A 19957-nucleotide genomic window follows, 5' to 3' on the forward strand; every position below is an offset into this window, starting at 1 on the left:
CTCAGCCGATTTCCGAGGCGCGGCCGGTGCGCTGCCCGAGGATCGCATCCAGCACGCCGTCGAAGTAGCCGCGCACATCGTCGCTGCCGACGACGAGCGCCCGATCGAGAAGGAGGTTCTGCGACTCACACGACGTCTCGGATGCAAGACAGCAGGCGTGGCAGGCGGCGAGGTTGAGGCCGTCGATGCTCTGCGGTTCCGATTCGATGCACACCGGGTCATTGGGGCACCAGGCTGCCTGCTCGAGGGCGCGGACGATCGCGGGAGCGAGGAGGTCTGGTTCACCCTGTCGGACGAGCCCCCCGAGGGTTCCCTCGACGTCGGACGACGTCGTGTAGATGAAGACCCCGTAGTCGCCGTCCGACTCGCAGTAGATCCGCTCGCGGATGGATGCCGCGGTGTAGCCGCTGCCGAATGCGAGCTCGCGCATCATGAGATGGGCGAACGTGTGCAAAAGCACATACTCCGGCGATACGACGTGCAGCCGCCCGCCCAGACCCGACGGATTCTGATTGGCGAGCAATTGGTCGCCGCGACTCTGGACCTCCTCCTGCCCCGCCCAGGCACGCACGGCTTTCTCCGGGAAACGGATGAAGATTCCCTCCCCATGTCCCTCGATCGCCGGCAGCCACTTGCGCTCATGCGGCAGAACGGGTGCCGCCGCGACGAGCGCGGCCTCGGGCGTGTAGCGGCGGAAACCGAGTACTGCGCGCACATCGCGCAGCCGGTCAACCAGCACGACATCGGAGAGGAGGCCGCCCAGCCGTCCGCCCGCCGCGTCAGTCGACAGAGACGTCACCCGAGTGGAGAACCCCTCGGTCGGCGCCGAGTCTGTCAACGCCGCGATGAACGCCTCGTACTCGGCAGCCAGCAGGCCGCTTCTGGTGGCGCGGACGTCGAGGGTTCCCCCGGCCGGGGCAGGCACCGCCAGTTCGAGGACGACGGCCTCAGGAATCCCTGTTTCTGCCGCGATCTGCGCTACCAGGATCTGACGGGCCGTCTGGTCGCCCACGACCGCAAGGGCTGCGAAGGCTTTGTGAGCGCGAAGCTTCTCAAGGTGCTGTTCAGTGCGACTTTCCACGGTGGGGATGTCGATCGCGCTCATCGTGTCGGAGAAGTGCAGACTCGTCGCTCCGCGTTGTTGCGGATCGATCGGCTTGCCGCACTGTCCCCAGCTGCTTTCCCACGGCTGCTTCCCGCGGCAAGTGAACCCCTCGACAGCGAGGACGTCGCGGCGCAGGTCGCCGAGGCTGCGGCGGTGTCCGCAACGATCGCATCGCACCTGGAGGCTGCTCAGGCCCTCTGCTCGCCCCTCCGCAGATTCGAACTTAAGTTTGTCGGATGCCGCGCAGTCGCCGTCATGGTCGCGATGCATCCACTCGACCCAGGGGATGTCGGCAATGTGACTGTTCGACATGCACACCGCGACGAAGCGCATGGGTACGAGTCGCCCATCGCACGCGACCTCGGGGCACTGCGGGATTCGACCGGTCTCCATGGACCGCGTCCACTTCACCATCCGACGACAGACCTGGCAGAAGAGCCAACCCGGGAACCGTTCGAACTCGAGTCCGGGCGTCTTCTGGTTCTCGGGGCTGTGCGTCGTCGGCGCCGCCCAGAGGTCGTCGACGCCGAGGGCGTCGACGAGTCGGTCTGAGCTGACTTTGCGCCGCACCTTGGTCGACGGCCAGCGGTCGCCCGTCGGCACCATGAACGATTGACCGAGGATGTCGACGATCGCCCCCGGGCCGTAAGGCGACACCGTTTCCGACGCGCGGATCGTCTTCACGTTCAGCTCAGCCACGACGCTCTCCGTTCGCCCGCACCCGCACGACCTCGTCGACGTTGCGCATGGAGTTCATCACCGGCCACCCCCGGCCCGGCTCGGTGAACTGTCTCATCAGCCGCTCATCCTGGTCGCGTGATTGATACACCAGCTTCTTACCCTCCTGCTGGGCCCGGTTGCGGGCGTCCACCCACTCCAGCACCGCTTCGTCGATCTGCTCGGCCACTTTCCCGGCTTCCCTCGGATCGGCTCGCGCGACGTGTTCGTTGAGAAGCTGTACCGCCTTACGGACGCCCGCGGACTCCGGGTCGAAGAGCGCGGCATCCGGGTTGTCCGAGAGCCCCACACCGTGACGGACCAGAATCACGAGCGCCGCCCGAAGAGCCCGGCGCCGAGCCTGCGGCGACCACGGCGTCACGCTGGAGGGTTCGACGAAGCGGTAGAACGCCTGATGGTACGGACCGAACGACTCGAAAATCGACCGGTCGCGTGCCTTGCCTGATCGGAACATGGTGACGACCAGACCCGGGGTCTTCCCTCGGCCGACCCGCGACGTCGCTTGGATGTACTCCGATGTCGTCTTGGTATGGCCGTTGACGAGCATGACGCCGAGCCGGCTCACATCGATACCCACCGACATGATGTTCGTCGTGGCGAGCGCATCGATCACCTGCGCGTCGTCAGGCCCTTTCTCCAGCCGCGCGAGCAGGGCGATCAGTTCGGCAGAGTCGACGTTGCCGTTCAGTTCGTGGACACCGTCTCGTCCGATCGCGCGCGACAGTCCCTCGGACTTCTCCCGCCGGATGAGGTTCGACGGCACATCATCTCGGAGGATGGTGACCGTGCGGCCGAGCTCACGGAGGCTGTTGTGGTAGACCACGAGAGTCCAATAAGCGTCCGCCGCTCCGCCCGCGAGGCCGACCGCCACGGGGGCGTTCAACAGCTCCGCCGAGAGCTGTCCGACGGCCCACGACGGGGTGTGCGCCTGCGGCATGATGCCCAGATAGAGGCGGCCGGCCGCGTCCGGGTCAGGCTCAGAGAAGTAGTTGTCATCGGCGTCGAGCCCCGTAGGAGGGAAGGACTCGACATCCTTCGCCATCAGGCCCTCCACCTGACGTCGAGATGCCCGGGTGGTCGCTGTCGAGGCGACAACCTTCGGCGCTGTGCCGCGCCACCGCAGCAACGCTCCGATCGCCGCTTCGTAGATGCCGACGATCGTCCCGAGCGGTCCGGACAGCAGGTGAAGCTCGTCCTGGATGATGAGCGAGGGCGGGAGCGAAACGCTGTGCGCACCGAAGAGCCGCCCGCCTTGCGGGATCCAGGCGAGACGCGCGAGCTTGTCGACCGTCGCCACCAGCATGGTCGGCGGGTTCTCGTAGAGACCCTCATCGACGACCTGAACGGGTAGCCCGTGGTGGAACGGGCACTCCTCGTCGGGGCAGAACAGTTCGAATCCATAGTCAGACGAGCGCACGCCGTATGCCTCATCCCGCGAGGTGTGCCGCGGCGGCATGATGGGGTGCGAACACCAAGGGCACACGAGGACCTGAAACGGATTCTCGGGAGTGGCTTGAGCGCGCACCTGCCTCATCTGCTTCGCGGCCGCCTTGTAGGTCCCCGGGGTCGTCGAGTTGCCGAGCCACATGCCGATCGAGAATGCGGGCGCCCCGTCGAGACGTTCGTCGTCGTCGCGCAGCAGTTCGAGCGCGCAGATCAGAGTCGCCGCCCGCTGGAACTGCTGGGCGGTCAGCAGCCGCATCGTGTAGCGGGTGAGGATCGCCAGCCCGCCGCCCTTCAGCCCGCCCACGATACGGCGGCGGATCATCTCCACCGCCGCGAGCCCGAGATAGGCCTCCGTCTTGCCTCCGCCGGTCGGGAACCAGATGAGGTCGACGAGCTCGCGGTCCTCGTGGTCTTCGTCCACGGTCGAGGCGAGGGCGCTCAGGATGAAGGCGAGCTGAAAAGGTCTCCACTGCGGTTCATCCGCGCCCTTGTCCGCATCCAGCGCCGCCCCGTAGCGCGTGTCCTTCGCGACCTTCTTCCCCTGCCTCAGCATCTGCCAGCGCATCGCGCGGTTGGCCATGCGGAACGAGGTGAGGACGTCCGGATCGGACGCGAGGAGCGCGACGCCTTCTTCGATACGGGATGCCGCCCGATCCTGCCGGTCGACGATGCGGTCGGCCACGATGCGCGCCTCGCCCACGACGTCTTCGGCGTCCTGGCGCTGTCCCTCGATCCACGTCCGATAGTCGGACGCGACAACGCGGAGCGCTTCCGCGTAGTCCGCGGAGCTCAGACCGTCGTCCGACAACCACCGCATCGAGTACACGTCTCCCGATCCGACCTTCGCGCGGATCGCCGGCACCTCAACCGAGGGCAGCACGGTCGTCGACACCGAGATCGGAGCCACGGCCGGTGTCCACTCCACCGCGACACCATGGCCGATCGCATAGGTCGGCTTGTGACGATAGCGGAAGGCCAGTTCGCGATCTTCCTCGTCGGATGTGCCGAGCTGAGGGTACGGGTACAGTCCGCCGTCGTCGGTGCACCCCATCGAAACTTGGAACAGACAGAGATCAGGTCGACGCTTGGCCTCGCCCTGGCCGACTTCCTCCGCGTTCGACAGGGACACCGTCGTCAGTCGCTTGCCCTGGTGGATCCGGGACCGCCACGACAGGCGCGCACGCCCGTCGAAGACCATCGCGCTTCCGGACCCGGTCACGGTGACCATCTCGCGGGTCGTCATCTGACGGCGGTGCCAGCGCTCCCGCTTGCCGGCGGCCGCCTGCTCCTCGCCTTCGGATGGTCCCGCGTCGACCTTGGTGTAGACGCCCGCGTCCATGTCGACGGCGATGACGTCGCCCGAGTGCACGAACGACACGCCCATGGACTGGGGTGCCCATCCGAAGGCGCCGGTGATGTTGATTCCCGGGTCTTCATCGTCGCTGTCGCCGGTCGCGGCGTCGAAGTCGTCGCCGACTTCGATCTCCGGCGAATCCAGTGGAGTCTCGTCCACGTTCTCCGCCTCGACGTCGTCACTGAGGGGAGCGGCCACACCTCGTTCGACGGGATAGAGGGTGCCGACGAGGTAGGCGTATACCGGGCTGCGGTCGAGGATCTCCTCATCGCCCCCGAGCGGGCCGAGCCAGCGTCGACGCAACTCCTCCGTCACGGCGTCTCGTCCGGCGCGCGGATCCGTGACCGGTTCGGCGGTGGGTACGGTGTCGATGCTGTCGGTCACTTCTTGCTCCAGAGGTAGTCGAATTCGTTGTAGGCCAGCTGCTCGCCGAACTGCTCGAAGGTATCGGCGACGTTGACGACGAGGCAACGGTCGGTGCCACCGTTCGCCGGGCCACGCAGCCCCCGCCCCACCATCTGCAGATATCGGTTGGGGCTGAAGGTGGGCCGTGCGATGTAGAGCGCACGCACCATCGGCGCATCGAATCCCTGCGTGAGGAGGTCGCAGTTCACGAGCACCTGCGACTCCCCTGACTTGAAACGCTCGATCACGCGTCGGCGCTGGTTCTTGCGGACTCCGCCGTCCACAGAGTCTGCCCGCACGTTCTGGAGGCGCAGCAGGGCTGCGATCGTGTGGGCGGACGCGACGGATGCCGCGAAGACGAGGACGGGCCAGTCGGGTTCGTCGGCGAGAAGACCGCGGATATGGTCCACAACCCCCTGGGTACGTCCCATGTCCTGGCCGATCAGGGTCAGCATGTTCTTGGACACTTCCCTCATCCTGCGGAACTCGGCGTCCTGGTCAGTGACAGCCACCGAGACACCGGAGAGGATGTCGTAATCCACTTCGGAAAGCACGCCGCGTCCGCGAAGCTCCCCGATGGGGTCGTCGGGGTCCAGCGATTCCAGGCGATTGGACCCGAACCTCTCGACGAACCGGCGATTGAGCTCTTCGTTCCGTCCACGGAAGGGCGTGGCCGTGAGCCCGAGAAGTGGCCGCTCGGTGCGACTGGCCGTCAGTCCGAGTATGCGCAGGATTTCGGTGTACGTCTTGGTTCCGGCGGTGTGGGCCTCATCGATGACGACGAGACCGGGACGAGTGAGCCAACCGTATTGCGGCTCGTTGAGTCGACTGGCCAGCGTGTCGTCGATCGCGACCACGACCTGCAGCTCTTCGTTGGACTCATCCAGCTCGTGGCCTGACCAGAAACGGCTCACGTCGAGCGGACGTTCATCGCCCATCCAGCGCCACACCTCCGCGAAAGCGGTGATCGCCTGTTCACACAGCTCCTCACTCTGCGCGATCCACAGGACCGGCGCTTCGATGTCACCGCTCTTGAGGAGGTGAAGCAGGGCTTCGACGGTGACCCGGGTCTTCCCCGCACCGGTCGGGAGATAGAGGAGCCCACGTTTCTTGGCGGGATCACTCGTTGTGGCCAGATCGTTGATCTGGGCCGCGAGTGCCTGCTGGAAGTCGTGCAGTTCGTTGAGGAAGATCTGTCCCTGCACCTGGGTCACAGAGGCTCGCCGCGCTTCACGGCTGCCGGCGTAGGAGGTGTCGAAACCCAGACGTTTCACGGCGCTCTGCGCGCTCGGCGAGCCGTCCCACTGCTTGGGAACAGGGATCCCCACGCGAGCCAGATCGTCACGGATCGCACGAACGGCATCCTGTCCCTGGACCTGCAGGAACAATTCCGCCGTCTCGCGATCCCCCAGCTCGCCGGTGCGCGACTCGACGGCTGGCAGGAGGCCCTTCGGGAGCCGCTGCCGAAGAGTGTCCGCCCCGACGAGGATCAGCAGTCTCTCCTCATTGGTCCGGGCGAGCTGAGCCGTCTGGATCAGTTCGCTGCGACGCATCCGCTCATCGTCCGCGATCACTCCCCGCACGTCGTCCACGGAGAGCCCGAGGTCGAGCGCGGCCGAGAGCTGCTCGAGTACTCCGTGGTCGTCAAGCGAGGCGTCGACGATCAGCACGCCGTCCTGGTTGGCGGACATGAGACGGCGCTTGGTCACGCCGTGGATGCTCTGCAGAATCCTGGCGATCGACTCCGCGCGGGCCAGCTTCTGCTTGGCGAGCCGGGTGACCACTCTTGCTTGAAGACTCGGGTACAGGTCGAGAACAGGAGTTGTCTCGCTCATGCCGCTGACCTCCAGCGATTGCTGCAGCGCATCGCCGGGCGCCAAGAGGCCCCAGCGGTTCACGAGCGCACCGTGTGCGCCGTGGGTGGGGATGTGCGCGACCCCGGCTTCGTCGAGCGCCGCGACGTCCGAGCCCTTGTCCGTGACCGCGACCTCGTTGGTCGGCGCGAGTATCACCGTCCCACGGAGCACCGCAGGAATCGTGGCGGGCACAGAGAGCGAATCACGGGCAGCGCAGACCCGCAGGAGTTCCACGAATGCATCCGGGCCGGTGGATGCGACCTGATAGCCCTCCCTGCCGAGGAAGGCGCGCAGGAGGGAGTCCGAGACAGAGCTCACCTCGGTGGGGAGACGGGTGACCGCACTCAGTTCAGCATCCACGGCGACGGGGAGGTAAGCACCGAACTGCATGAGTCGCGACGACACAGCCGACGTGAGGGAACACGGGCCGAGCGTGGTAACGATTTTCCCGAAGCTCCGAACCGCCCACCACTCGATCGATGAGGCGGGGATCTCCGCAGTCTTGCCTCGCCCGAGCGGGACCTTGACGATGACATCACGGCTCGGCATCGTCCGGAGGACCGCTCGGGTCCAGAACACGCTCTCGGCGTCTGTCAGCTTTTCCCGGAGGATGGCGAGCGGGCCGACTCCGTCCGTGTCGGGCACGACGACGCGAACGCCTTGGTAACCTTCGCGCGCCAGGTAGGCACGCGCCATCGAGCCGATCTCGGCCACATATTGCGGCCTGAGCGCCTCGCGGTGGAGCGGATACCCTCGGGTCGGCGCGTCAACAGCGCCCGCTTCGCGGACGAGCGTCATGTTCGGCACCTGCTCCGCGTCGACGTGCCGATCGAGGATCTCCGTCGCGAACGTGGGGTCCGCCAGTACCTCGCACGCGGGACGCCACGTCCCCGCCTTCGTCGGCAGGAGCACGTCCACGCCCCGCGCACGGATCTCGCGGACCACGGTCGCCGCAGCTTGCGGGCTCGCGGCACCGATGACGGTCCAGAAGCGTCGCCACTCCTGCATGGACCATCGATCGCGTGCACCGTGCCCGAGAGCCGACGCCGCCTCATCGGCAGAGACCGTCCGGAAGCCCAGTGCCCGCAGATGATCCGAAACATCACCGAACGCCGCCGATTGCGGGTCGACGAGTTTGACACCCTCCGGCACGGCGGCTCCGTCGAGGGGCAACAGCACCGACGCACTCGCGCCGGCACGAGCCCAGCCGCCGCCCTCGAGTGGCACGATCGGCGCCGAACCCACCGCTTCCTTCATCTCCGCAGAGACCGGCGCGAGCGCCGCGGCGATGGAAAGCGCCGTTTCGACGTCGGCCATCTCACCGCGCCGCGCGAGCTCTTCGAGCCACGATGCCACCGATGCTTCCCGCGAGGAGCGCTGCCCATCGGATCCGCCGAGCAGTGTGCGCAGTCGAAGGCGTCGCGTCGGCGTTGCGAAGCACTGCCAGTGGGGCATCGTCGACCGCGGAGCACGCTCCTGCCAGGCACGCGCTGCGCTGGGCGGGATCGGCGTCTTCTGTAGATCGGGGACACGGACGAAGTATCCGGGCACCTTCAGCTCACCCGTGACGTCCGGGATCATCGGCCGAACGATCGCCCTGCGGGGGATCTCATCCGAGAGGAACGTGTCGGCGTTGCTGCGCGCTTCGCGTCCGCGCGCGGGGAACAGATCGAGGTGGGCGCCGGCATCCGCTGAGGTGGAGGCGCCGGTCGCCACGTCGAGGAAGAGGTCCGCGGCGACCCCGAGCATCGCGCGGTTGAGAAGTGAGCCCGGTACAAGAGACGTGCGGTCGTCGTTGACCTGCCAAGGGGCGTTGAACACGCCGCTGGCCGTGGTCTCGTCGTTCAGCGGGAACCAGGCCCAGAGGCGCCCCACTCCCGCGCGCACCTCCGGCCGCACGGCGTAGGACACCTTCATCGCCTCACGCTGCGCGGTCGGCGGCAGGGTCGACGCCACGTCGATGGTCGGTCGGTACTCCCGCTCCGCATACAGCCACCGCTCCCTCTCACCACCGGGAGCGATGAGGTGGACCTCACCGTCATCGGGGTGACCCACGCGGACATAATCCCGGGCATCGGGCGCCGCTCCGGGAGACGCCTGGACGCTGATGCGCAGACGCTCGAGCGGCTTGAAGAAGAGGAGTGACTCCACGCTGAAGTCCAAGAGTTCTTTGCGCAGCCGGTCGCCCTCGCGGATGAGTGGCAGCTTCACGACAGTGGTCGCCCACCCTCTCATCTCAGCGATATTCGGGTCGTCCGCGGCGGCGCGTGACGGCTCGGCCAGCGTCGGGATGCGCAGCAGCGGCAACCGCCCGCTCTCCGTGGGGATTCCGGAGAACAGCTCCGCCGTGTCGGGCGCGTTGAATTCGAAGCTGACACTGCGGCTGTAGATCTGGGGGCGGTCCGTGATCCCGAGGATGCTCTTGAAACCCAGCCCGAAGCGGCCGATCTCGTCACCCCGCTTGGTGCTGAGGAAGGCGTACGTCACCGCACGCAGACCATCCCGGGTGAATCCCTGTCCCTCGTTCGCGCAATACAACGCGCCGTCGGCAAGGCGGAGTTCGACCATCCCCGTCCCACCCGACGCCCCCACGGCGTCGACCGCGTTCTGCAGCAACTCGCTGATCTGGCGTGTGCCGTAGCCGCCGGTGCGGAAGCTGTCTTCCTGGCGGACATGCTCGATGAGCAGGTCCGGATCGTTCTCATACGTCCGCAGTGCGGTCGCCTGTCGCTCTTCGATGTACGCCTGCAGTTCAGGCTCCATAAGCTCCGGCCAGCTCATCTCTGATTCCCCTCCCAGCGAGTGGACCCCCATGGTCCGCACCAGGCTTCCGCCCAGCCGAGCGACGCTACGCACAACCTCCGACATCAGAGAAAACGCTCACATCACTCGCGAGCATACGAGAGAATGAGAAAGCTCTCATACCCGAAATCGGCGGACCCGTGCCTGCATCGCATCTACGTGGCCCGACGGTGCTCAAACACAACGGGACCCAGATTCAAGGGCGGTCACGCCGTCTCGCTATGACTACCGGGCCATGCTCTAGGCACGCTGCGAAGCCCGGCGCTGAACAAGCGACATGAGCGCGTCGGACATCCCGCGGTGGATCGACGAAGACGGTGCCCGTCCCGAGACGATTACGGTACTGGGTCCGTCGAATATGGGGACCAAGAGGGCGCAGCAATGGCTCGCTGAACGCGACTTCCCCGACGCCCTCGTCAACGCGCCACGGGTGGCCGGCGGGCAGCCGGTAACCTGACGAGGCACACCCCCGAGGGCCTGGATTTCTCCCGCCGTCGTCCTCTTCGATGTGTCAGACGGCGCCTTTCGCCCCGGCCCCGGGCGCACAGAGGCTAGTCGGAGGCAGACCAAGCCGACAAGGAAACCAGTTCCGCTCGATCCTCCATGTCGCCGCGAGCCGCGCGCGACCAGCTGGTCATCACGCGGAAGAGCGCGCCCAGCGGGTTCCTGCTCGATTGAGCGTCAGCGTGCGCTATCTAGCACGCACCTCGTGAGCGATCTTCAGGGCGACCGCTGCCGCGTCCTTCCGGACCTCGTGTTCCCAGATCCGCAAGACATGCCAGCCGTTACCACGCAGCACCTGATTCGTCTCGTCATCCCGCTCGCGATTGCGCAGCCGCTTCGTGAGCCAAAACTCGCCGTTTCGAGCGGGGGCCTGATAGTGCTCGGGGCATCCGTGCCAAAAGCAGCCGTCGATGAAAACTGCGACGCGCGCCCGGGTGAAGACGATGTCGGCGGTGCGTCGTAGATTCGCAACAGGACGGACTGACACGCGGTAGCGGAGCCCGAGCGCATGCAGATGCCGCCGAACCAGGATCTCTGGCGACGTGTCGCGGCCGCGGTTCGACTGCATCGAAGCGCGACTACTCGGCGTGCTCGCCCATGACACGCCGCTCGACGCTTGGGCGTTCGACCCGCTGTCCCACATCCGAGGTGCCTCCTTCTCCCACAGTAGATTTGATTCGACGAATATGCAGGCGATGGTGAGCGTCGACACGTCGACGAGAGCCTCGAGCGGGCGTCGACCGCGCCAACGGGCTGATCTCCGCCGCTGCGTCGGTCGTGATGCCTGGCGTCGCCCCTTCGTCGTCCTCATAGCAGCGCCACAGCATGCAATGTCTTGGGGCCGTTCCGAGGATCCCGGCGACGTGACGGACCGCTATCGCCGTCGAATGCTCGCGCTTGGCTTCCGCGGGCATCCTCACGCGTCTCCGTCGAATACTCACTATTTAATTGGGTGGGATCGAATCATCTTCGGGGCGTACTTGTTGCTCGCCGTCTCCACCGCAACCGATGCGATAGCGTCTCGAGAGTGAGGAAAACTGCGGTGCTGGCGGGCGGAATCTGCGCGCCAGACGAGCGACCCGGTCACGCCGCCAGGGCTCATGTGACCGAGGACGCGTGTGACGACCTCGAGCTGCAGAAAGTAAGCGCATGGCTCATATCGCGCCCGCTATCGATGCACTTCACCCGCGCCGTTGATGACGCTGTCCGGCATGTTCTCGACGGTGCTAGAACCGGACGGTTCGACCTGCTTAGCCCTGAAGTCGACTCGGATGAACGCGCATCCGTGGGAACGAAGCTCCAGTACCGGGTACTCAACGAACTTGGTCTATACAAGGAGCCCCCGCTGGACACGCGGATACTCCATGTCCCGGTGGAACTCAAAGCGACGATTCGATCAAATTGGATGATCCCTACCGAAGGGCAGTGCCAAATCAGCATCCTCATCCAGGTCGACACAGCGATGCGACGCCACCGCGCCTTCCTAATGCGTACCCATCGAGCTTGGCTGAACGAAGGGGCGAACAAGGACGGAAAACGCGGCATCGCTGCTGAGGCGCTTAGACGTTTCTCAATCCCGCTGGTTGCTTGGACTCCACTACCCGCCGAGCCGTTAGCCCGGCTTACGCCAGAGCAGCTTGCTGTCGTCTTCGCGCCGAGGGTTGGGCAGACTGCACGGCTCACCGCGTTGTTCGGTTTCCTCCCCGACACGGTGATCCCGAGATCCTCGATCGAGACGGTTTGCTTCGGGAATAGGGACCCGTTGCGTCGAGCAAGACAGGCAAAAGATGCGGTCCGCTCGACCTCGGGCCTGGAGGTCCTGGTCGGGACGTGGGTGCAAGACCGGATACGAGCAGAGAAGCTCGGTTTCGACCTCAAGGACGGGGCGTGGGTGGCAACGCGCGCGACTGGAATCGTCGCATCGATCGAATCGACGCCTCTTCATCCCGGCATCTGGTGATGCTGCGCGCGTGAGGAAGCTAGGCGAAAGCCAGCTCCCTCTCGGCCCTCTCGACTGCCTGAGATACAAGGTGCGGCTTGATTTGCCTCGCGATGGCGCGCGCAAGGCCTGAAGGAACAGCATTCCCGATCTGGCGGGCAATCTGTATCTTCGTGCCGACCCATCGATAGTCGGCGGGAAAGTCCTGGATGAGCGACGCCTCGTAGTGGCTGATCACGCGATCAACCGACCGCACCGGGTCGCTGCGGTGCTTTCCATACGCCTCCACCCACTCACCGGCCTCCCATTGCGGGTGAAGGTACTGCCCCTTCTCAGGTTTGAAGAACTCCGTCCGGATCGTGACAGACGGCATATCCCATCGAAGGCGCCCCATGACGTCCGTCGTTCCGGTCGGCTTCCTCGCCCAGCAGTTCGGCAGCAGCTCATCGGGCAAATCGAAACGACCTCCGCCGGGCGGGACAAAGCTATAACGATCCAGGCTCTTGCTCGTCGGTGTTCGGCGGATGTGCAAATCGAGTCCGCGGAATACGCCGGGCATCTCCTCCCCGAAGAAGGCAAATCGGCTGTTCGGGAGATCCGTACTCTCCGGGTGCGGAGGGAGCGTGCCGATCACGTCCTTCACCGTTCTCCATGGAAGAAGGTCCGAGTTTTCGCCGGCGTCCTTCGCGTGCGTAGGTGCAGGCAAGTCGATTCGTCCGATCCGTGAACCTATGACGATCGTCCGCTTGCGGCGCTGTGCGACTCCGTAGTCGGCGGCGTTCAGCACGGCGTGTTGGAGCTCATACTCGGCCAGAGCTCCGTGGTCCGCCTCCGCAAGGAGCATGGCGAACTCCGGCGATTTAGCGAACCGGTCGACGTTTTCAATGACGAAGACCTTCGGGCGAGAGTGCTCGACGAAGCGCATGAACTCGCGCCACAGCTGGTTGCGCGGATCCTTGATGTCCTTCAGCCCGAGGTTAGAGAACCCTTGGCAGGGCGGCCCTCCGATGATGATGTCTGTCTCCGGGATCGCTTCGTCAGGAACGCTTGCGATGTCCCCCGCGATCACATGCTTCTCGCCGAAGTTTGCCGCATACGTCGCTGCGGCCGCCTTGTCCCACTCCACAGCCAGCACGGAGCGGAACCCCTCGCCCGCGAAGCCGACCGTCATGCCCCCGCAGCCAGCGAACAGGTCAATCATGCGGAGGTTCTTCGTCATACCTAGATCGTATGCGCGCCCTCAGACATCCGGGTCCGCCCCCGCCGGACTGGAGGCAGACCCGGACTCGGCCAGCAGTTCAGTCTTCGGAACCCTGCTGAATCAGCCGGTCGAACGTGCGTTTCGGAGACCACCTGCTGGGCTTCGTAGCGGCAACCTCCTCGATGGCGCGGGTCAACGCTGGGAAGATCGAGGTGGTGACACAGTCGATCGCTCCCGACCCATCGGAGCCTGACCCGCTTTTCCGGACACCTTTGGTCATGCCCCAGTTCCCCGGAACGATTGGTTGAGAGGATGTGGCTGCTTCTGAGACGAGAAGTAGTTGTATGCCAAGACCGTATCCGTCCGAGTTTCGTGAGCGTGCGCTCGAGCTGGTGAGGTCCGGACGCACCGTTGTCGACGTTGCCGCCACGCTCGGGATCGCGCAGCCCTGCCTCTACCGCTGGAAGCAGCAAGATTTTGTGGACCGTGGGATGAGACCGCCGTCCGGGCGCGCGTCGTCGGCCGAGCTGACTGCCGCGAATAGGCGTATCCGTGAGTTGGAAGAGGAGAACAAGATCCTCCGCAGAGCGGTTGCAGCGGTGGAGCAGGTGGTGCCCCCAAAAGACCGGTTCCGCCTCGTGGGCGAGCTCCACGCTGACGGAGTCCGCAGCCGGAAAGCCTGTCTCGCGTTGGGGGTTTGGCGGATTCAAGCGGTCATCGCAACAGGACTGATCTGATGATCTCATTCGGGGTTTGGAAATCGAGCCGTTTGCGCGGTCGGTCGTTGAGCTCTCGGGCGACGGCGTCGAGCTCACCCTCGGTGAACCCGTCGAGGCTGGTGCCCTTCGGGAAGTACTGCCGCAGCAGCCCGTTCGTGTTCTCGTTGATGCCGCGCTGCCAGGGCGAGTGCGGGTCGCAGAAGAACACCTCGATGCCGGTGTCGATGCGCACCTTCTCCCAGTCGCGCACCTCCGGACCCTAATCCCAAGTCAGCGCGCCGCGCAGCTGCACCGGGAGCTGCTGGATCTTCCGGGTCAGCGCGGGCGCGACCTGGTCGGGCTTGTAACCGTCGGGGAGGTGAACGAGCATCGTGAAGCTCGAATGCCGTTCCACGAGCGTGCCGATCGCGGACAGATTCCCCGCGTCGATGATCAGGTCCCCTTCCCAACTCCCCGGAACGGCCCGGTCGCTCGCCGTTGGCGGCCGCTCTGAGATGTTGACCATGTTCGGGATGCGGTTCTTCCGCTGCCCCGCCTTCCGGCTGGGATGGCGCAGCCCGCGCCCGGTGCGTAGATGCCGGGTCAGTTCCTGTTTCAACGCGCCCCGAGACTGCACGTAGAGCGACTGGTAGATCGTCTCCGCGCTCACCTGCATCCCCGGATCATCGGGGAACTCTCGCCTTGTAGAGCGAGTCCATCAGGTCTCGCACCTTGACGCTGTCCCACACGAAGGGCCGCTGGAGCTCCGGGATCGCGATCTGCTCTCGCTTGACGTCTTCGAGCAGTTGGGTCACCGCAGATTGGGTCACTTTGTACTTCGCCATCGGTCCTCCCTCTATGTCGTTACGAGCTGCATCAGCTCGGAGTAGTTAGAGACGACGTCGTACGTGACGTCCTGGCCGCTCCTGGCGCTGAGCGCGGCGAAGAACTTGCGGGCGCACTCGATCTTGGCGTTCTCGACACCCTTCAGCTGAAGAGTGGACAGCGAACCCTTGGTCTCGGCCACGAAGTAGACGTGCTTGATCTTCGTGTCGTCGTCGCGGAACGCGATCGCCCAATCGGGGTTGTAGTCACCGACCGGTGTTGGGATGAAGAAGCCGCGGGGCAGCTTCGAGTAGACGACGACCTCGTCGCTGACGTCGAGCTTCTCGACGAACGATCGCTCGACCTTGGAGTCGGTGACGACGTACTCGTAGACACTCTTCTTCAGCTTGTCACCGGCCTTGGACAGGTCCTGTGCGGTCTGGTTCTCCGTGAAGATCGACGAGTCGTAGCGGTTGTCGAGTGGGTCGTAGCTGAGGTGCTCGACGATGGCGGTTGCCTTCTGCTCGCTGATGATCCGGGCGGCCTCGGTGATGAACTGCTCGGGGTTCTGTTTGAATTTCGCGAACGTGCCCGGGTGGATGCCGGTGAGGATCGCCGCGCATGTGCGGCGAGTGAGCTGCGTCTTCTCCGCGATCTCCCCCAGGAGGTCGTACTTCACGGTCGAACCTGCTGACACGGCCGAGTGCTCGACCTTCGTCTCAGAGACCTTGAAGCCCGTGCCGGTCTCCAGTTGTTCCACTTCGAGGCCGACGACTTGGTTGCCGCTTTCGACGAGGTACTGCATGACGGTGACGTTGAGCGAGGTGTCGAGCACGCGGATGCAGTTGTCGATCAGCTCCTGGGAGTCGAAGTCGACCTGGTAGACGGCCTTGTGGTTGATGCGTCCCCAGAGCTCCTGGAACTCGCGCTTGTTGAAGTTGGCTTCGTTGACCGGGATCTTCTTCGGCTTGCGCCCATCGGTCGGCTTCGGCACGTCGAGGTATAGCGCGTCGACCAGCGGCCAGACGTAGTCGATGACCGGCTTCAGCGCCTCGGAGGTCGGGGCCGCGAGGGTGCCGTCGGTGCGCGCGTCCTTGTATGCCTGCGTGACCAGGCCAGACTCGTCGATGTAGTCGTTCTTGATCAAATGGAAGTAGAGCGCCTGCGCGACCGTCTTCTCGAGGGCGCTCGTTGATCCGTCGCCCAGCGTGATCGGCTTGCCCACGAAGTAGTCAACGCTCGCTTTGCGTGGCCGCGGCGACAGCGATTCGATGATCTCCTTCTGGAGCGCGGTCACGAAGTCGGTGTAAGACTCGTCGGTGACGACGGTCAGTTCGTTGATGTCGTGGACGGTGACGGGGTTGTCCATGCGCTCCCCGTGCTGGTCGACCGAAAGGCGCAGGCCGCGGCCGATCTCCTGCCTCCGCGTCGTAGTGTTGTCGCTCTTCTTGAGCATCCCCATCACGAACACGTTCGGGTTGTCCCAGCCCTCGCGGAGCGCGGAATGTGACCAGATGAATCGGACCGGCTCCTCGAAGGAGAGCAGCCGCTCCTTGTCCTTGAGGATCAGGTCGTAGGCGTCGACGTCGTCCGATTGACCCGCGAAGTCGCCGCGGGCTGCGATCTTGCCGTCGACGAACTGCTTGGTCTTCTTGTCGATCGAGAAGTATCCCTCGTGCGTTGAGCGCACCGGGATCGCCTGAACGTGGTCACGGTAGCGTGCAGCCGCTTCATCCAGGTCGAGTTCACCGAGATAGTCGGCAAGCACAGCCTCGTACTCTTCCTCGAACACACGTGCGTATTCACCCAGGGTGTCCTCGCGCTCGTAGTCGCGGTACTTGACGACCTCGTCGATGAAGAACAGCGAGAGCGTCTTGATCCCCTGCGCAAACAGCTCGCGTTCCTTGCTGAGGTGGGCGCGGATGACCTCGCGTATCTGGATGCGCCGCTTCCGGTCTTCAGCTACGTCCTCAGTGACCTCGCCGGCGCCAATGATGTCACCATTGCTCAGCTCGATGATGTCGCGGGTGGCGTCCACGTCGCGGATGAAGAGGCCCTTGTACGCCTCGATTCCACCGGAGATGTCATGCAGGTTCATCCCCTGGCTAAGGCGCTTCACCTGCCGCTTGATGCCCTGCGCAGTCTGCACCTCCAGCTCGACGCGTGCCTTCGGAAAGTCTGCGCCCTTTCCGATCTCGAGGCTGTCCACGTACAGATAGGCGCTACTGCCGGCCAGATGCTTGACGGTGATGCCGCGCACCGCGATCTTCTTCACCAACTTCTGGTTGTAGGCATCGATGGCGTCGAGACGGTGCACTTTGGTGCGTTCGATTCGGTGCGTCGCGGAGTAGCGCAGCGCGAAGAGGGCGTTGAACGAGGTCAGCGCTTCCAGCGACTTCGAGGGCTTCTTCGCGTCGCCTTCAATCTTCTGCGGCTCATCGATGATGAGGATCGGCCTGTTCGCCGCAATCACGTCGATGGGCTTTCGTGACTGAAAGTCGTCGAGCACCTCGTAGATGCGTCGGGCATCCTTGCCGGTGGCGTTGAACGCCTGAACATTGATGATCATCACCTGCACGCCCGCGTCCGACGAGAACCGCTCAATCTCATGAAGACGCGAGGAGTTGTAAATGAAGGTGCGTGGTTTGGTGCCGTAGAGATGCTGGAAGTGCTCGGCCGTGATGTCAAACGACTTCTTCACGCCCTCGCGGATCGCGATCGACGGCACTACGACGATGTACTTCGACCACCCGTAGCGCTTGTGCAGCTCCATTATTGTCTTGATGTAGACGTAGGTCTTGCCAGTACCGGTCTCCATTTCAACGTCGAGATTGATCGGGGCAGCGGATTTTTTGGCCGGGTCGTTGAGGCCCTTCGCCAGCTCCAGCCCGCGCGCCCGCTGCACCTGATGCACGTTCGTCAGGAGCTGCGGCGGCGTCAGCGCGAACTCGGTATTGCGTAGACCGGCGTCCTCCAACAAGGCGATTGCCGCGCCCTTGCCGGGGTCGATCCGATACCTCACGCCGTCGGCATAGGGCTGCCCGGCGAACACTTCGACCACGGCATCGACGGCCTCGGTCTGATATTGCTGGACTTTAAACTGAATCTTCATCGAGCTAGACCGTCTTTACGTCTGTCTCGGGCGACACCTCGTGGAAGATCTGCTGGGCGTTGATCCGCGCGGAATCGGTCGCGAACCCCGCGTCCATGAAGACCGCACGGAGCGGATGCCGCGCGGCGATTGCCCTCACGACTGTGTCGGTAACGTGTTCGGAAAAGCACGCGATCAGGGCGTCATCGGCAACTGACAGCACCCGCCGGTCCTCGACCTCCTCGACTGCAATAGGCTCAGCAAGGTCGATGCCCCAGCCGAGGAGCACCTGGAACAGCAGATCCTCGTCGGTGCGGTCCGGCTTTATGCTGCCGACGGCATCGGATAGCGCAGACTGCACGAGGTCATCCGCGGTCGTGAGGGTGTCAGCCATGTTTGTCGTCGCGACATGCAATGAACGAAAGCCTCCGTCCGCCAGAACTCTGGACGAACCGGCGCGGATACCTTCGACAGCTCGTTGAATGCGAGCCCGAGCAATCTCTGGGATCGACGAGAAGCCGGCGGCCCTTGCGGACGATTCCGGCGGCGTAGGTTCCCCGAGTTGGACCGCGATGAAACGCCGACGTCCCCCGTCGAGTGAGTTCAGGTTGAGCACGGCGTGGGCTGCGGAACCCGAACCGGCGAAGAAGTCCAGCACCAACGCATCTGGGTCTGAGCACGTTACGAGGTCGAACCAGCGGGCCAGGACGAACTCGTCCTTCGGATAATCAAACACGCGCGAACCAACTAAGTTGGAGAGGCGCTGGGCAGCTGTGGTTCGAATCTGCGTGAACACCGACTCCGCAACTTGATCCTCGAGTTCATCAAGGAATGTCTTCCCACGCGGGATCTTGTTCTCGTCGACACCGAACTCCACGAGGCCCAACCGGATCTGCTCACGGAAGCTGTTCTCTGTGAAGCGCCACCCAGTGCTCGGGACTTTGACTGGCTTCCCAGTCGTGGGATGAATGACGTCATACCTCGGGCCGCCGCCTCCTGGCCAGCCCAAATCCTTGTCGGCGTTGTACACGCGTCCCGCGTCGTCAATGTTCTTGAAGCGGCTCACCGCGGGAGTGAGCTCCTTCTGAGCTGACAGCCACGCTCGGAACATAGCGGTTGCCCGTTCGGCATCGTGTCCGCTCTGCTCCCAGGCGCGCCGGCCAGCGGCACGCGCCTCGTCCACTCCTGCTTTCTTCTCGCGCCACCGCACGCCGGAGTCGCGGAGCGTCATTTCGTCGCGGGCGTAGATGAGGACGTAGTCGTGGCCGACGGAGACATAGCGTGAGTCGTTCTTGCGGCCGCCCTGCCAGACCACTGAAGCGATGAAGTTCTGAGGCCCGTAGATCTCGTCCAGCATCTCCCGAAGATTTGCCACTTCAACGTCACTAATCGAGACGAGCAAAACTCCGTCGTTGGTCAAGAGGTTCCTGGCCAACCGGAGGCGCGGATACATCATGCTCAGCCAATCGGAGTGGAAGCGACCGTTAGCCTCCGTGTTCGCCACCAGGCGATCGCCTGTCTCCGACTTCTGGCCCGAGCGGGTGAGGTAGTCGGCGCTGGATTCAGCGAAGTCGTCTTCGTAGACGAAGTCGTTGCCGGTGTTATAGGGCGGATCGATGTAGATGAGCTTGACCTTGCCGAGGTACGACTCCTGCAGGAGTTTCAAGGCGTCCAGGTTGTCACCTTCGATGAAGAGGTTTCGCGTCGTCTCGAAGTCGACAGACTCCTCGCGCACTGGGCGCAGGGTCTTCGCGATCGGTGCGTTGGCAGCAAAAGCCGCGGCGCGTTTGCCTGGCCAGTCGAGCTGATAGCGCTCCTGAGGTCCCTCGACGATGTGGTCGGAGAGCTCCTGTCGCAGCAGATCGAAGTCGATAGCTCGCGACGACTCACCGTCGGCGTCGAGCGCTTCAGTGAGGACGCCTGGGAAGAGCTCTGCGATCTTGTCAATGTTGGCGCGGGTGAGATCGGGTGACGTCATTCGGAGTCTTTCCAT

11 protein-coding genes and 1 pseudogene are annotated in these 19957 nt (G+C 64.4%); 3 read left to right on the forward strand and 9 right to left on the reverse strand.

All coding sequences use genetic code 11. From position 1 onward, the window contains the following. Position 1: 1 nt before the first annotated feature. Genes drmB through NQ151_RS05070 form a run of 3 tightly spaced genes read right to left on the reverse strand, consistent with a single transcriptional unit; the run spans position 2 to position 9685 of the window. Entirely contained in the window at positions 2 to 1804 is a 1803-nt protein-coding gene (gene drmB / locus NQ151_RS05060) for a DrmB family protein (protein ID WP_353477558.1), read from the reverse strand. After that, on the reverse strand, positions 1797 to 5027 hold the full coding sequence (locus tag NQ151_RS05065; RefSeq protein WP_257527213.1) for a helicase: 3231 nt from the start codon (positions 5025 to 5027) through the stop codon (positions 1797 to 1799). The genes drmB and NQ151_RS05065 overlap by 8 nt, the downstream gene beginning before the upstream one ends. Next, positions 5024 to 9685, reverse strand: a complete 4662-nt coding sequence (locus NQ151_RS05070) for a DEAD/DEAH box helicase family protein (RefSeq protein ID WP_257527214.1) — start codon at positions 9683 to 9685, stop codon at positions 5024 to 5026. The genes NQ151_RS05065 and NQ151_RS05070 overlap by 4 nt, the downstream gene beginning before the upstream one ends. A gap of 298 nt (positions 9686 to 9983) precedes the next feature. Here NQ151_RS05070 and NQ151_RS05075 point away from each other — a divergent pair, with 298 nt between their 5' ends. Continuing rightward, positions 9984 to 10163 (forward strand): hypothetical protein, encoded by a 180-nt coding sequence (locus NQ151_RS05075; RefSeq protein ID WP_257527215.1) that lies wholly within the window; start codon positions 9984 to 9986, stop codon positions 10161 to 10163. Between the two features lie 234 nt (positions 10164 to 10397). Here NQ151_RS05075 and NQ151_RS05080 read toward each other — a convergent pair whose 3' ends face one another. Beyond that, positions 10398 to 10922 (reverse strand): very short patch repair endonuclease, encoded by a 525-nt coding sequence (locus tag NQ151_RS05080; RefSeq protein WP_308211127.1) that lies wholly within the window; start codon positions 10920 to 10922, stop codon positions 10398 to 10400. Positions 10923 to 11237: 315 nt separating this feature from the next. On the opposite strand from NQ151_RS05080, the gene NQ151_RS05085 reads away from it, so the two are divergent. Beyond that, a complete protein-coding gene (locus NQ151_RS05085) occupies positions 11238 to 12170 on the forward strand; it encodes a NaeI family type II restriction endonuclease (protein WP_257527216.1) in 933 nt (310 codons plus the stop codon). Positions 12171 to 12189: 19 nt separating this feature from the next. Here NQ151_RS05085 and NQ151_RS05090 read toward each other — a convergent pair whose 3' ends face one another. Then, positions 12190 to 13368 (reverse strand): DNA cytosine methyltransferase, encoded by a 1179-nt coding sequence (locus NQ151_RS05090; protein ID WP_257527217.1) that lies wholly within the window; start codon positions 13366 to 13368, stop codon positions 12190 to 12192. 326 nt (positions 13369 to 13694) lie between these two features. Between NQ151_RS05090 and NQ151_RS16745 the strand changes: the two genes are divergently transcribed. Further along, positions 13695 to 14087 carry a transposase gene (locus NQ151_RS16745; RefSeq protein ID WP_353477559.1) on the forward strand — a complete coding sequence of 131 codons (393 nt, stop codon included), beginning with the start codon at positions 13695 to 13697 and terminating at the stop codon, positions 14085 to 14087. On the opposite strand, the pseudogene NQ151_RS05095 reads toward NQ151_RS16745, so the two are convergent. The 4 genes and pseudogenes from NQ151_RS05095 to NQ151_RS05110 form a co-directional block, all read right to left on the reverse strand. Further along, a pseudogene (locus NQ151_RS05095) lies at positions 14065 to 14751 on the reverse strand (IS30 family transposase); the annotation flags it as partial. The gene NQ151_RS16745 and the pseudogene NQ151_RS05095 sit on opposite strands and share 23 nt — an antisense overlap. Next, positions 14732 to 14893, reverse strand: coding sequence for a DUF262 domain-containing protein (locus tag NQ151_RS05100; protein WP_257527218.1), 162 nt, complete (start codon positions 14891 to 14893; stop codon positions 14732 to 14734). The gene NQ151_RS05100 and the pseudogene NQ151_RS05095, both read right to left, overlap by 20 nt. Positions 14894 to 14904: 11 nt before the next feature. Further along, positions 14905 to 17985 carry a type III restriction-modification system endonuclease gene (locus tag NQ151_RS05105; protein ID WP_257527219.1) on the reverse strand — a complete coding sequence of 1027 codons (3081 nt, stop codon included), beginning with the start codon at positions 17983 to 17985 and terminating at the stop codon, positions 14905 to 14907. Positions 17986 to 17989: 4 nt separating this feature from the next. Then, the gene (locus NQ151_RS05110; RefSeq protein ID WP_257527220.1) at positions 17990 to 19942 is read right to left on the reverse strand and encodes a site-specific DNA-methyltransferase; all 1953 of its coding nucleotides are present in this window, start codon (positions 19940 to 19942) and stop codon (positions 17990 to 17992) included. Positions 19943 to 19957 lie beyond the last annotated feature (15 nt).

This window comes from Microbacterium sp. zg-YB36 (assembly GCF_024623575.2).
Taxonomy (GTDB): domain Bacteria; phylum Actinomycetota; class Actinomycetes; order Actinomycetales; family Microbacteriaceae; genus Microbacterium.

What these genes read in the sequence shown, in the direction of transcription:
- NQ151_RS05070 (WP_257527214.1), bottom strand. Translation starts at nt 9,685, where the DNA reads ATGAGCTGGCCGGAGCTTATGGAGCCTGAACTGCAGGCGTACATCGAA.
- NQ151_RS05075 (WP_257527215.1), top strand. Translation starts at nt 9,984, where the DNA reads ATGAGCGCGTCGGACATCCCGCGGTGGATCGACGAAGACGGTGCCCGT.
- NQ151_RS05090 (WP_257527217.1), bottom strand. Translation starts at nt 13,368, where the DNA reads ATGACGAAGAACCTCCGCATGATTGACCTGTTCGCTGGCTGCGGGGGC.
- NQ151_RS16745 (WP_353477559.1), top strand. Translation starts at nt 13,695, where the DNA reads ATGCCAAGACCGTATCCGTCCGAGTTTCGTGAGCGTGCGCTCGAGCTG.
- NQ151_RS05100 (WP_257527218.1), bottom strand. Translation starts at nt 14,893, where the DNA reads ATGGCGAAGTACAAAGTGACCCAATCTGCGGTGACCCAACTGCTCGAA.
- NQ151_RS05105 (WP_257527219.1), bottom strand. Translation starts at nt 17,985, where the DNA reads ATGAAGATTCAGTTTAAAGTCCAGCAATATCAGACCGAGGCCGTCGAT.
- NQ151_RS05110 (WP_257527220.1), bottom strand. Translation starts at nt 19,942, where the DNA reads ATGACGTCACCCGATCTCACCCGCGCCAACATTGACAAGATCGCAGAG.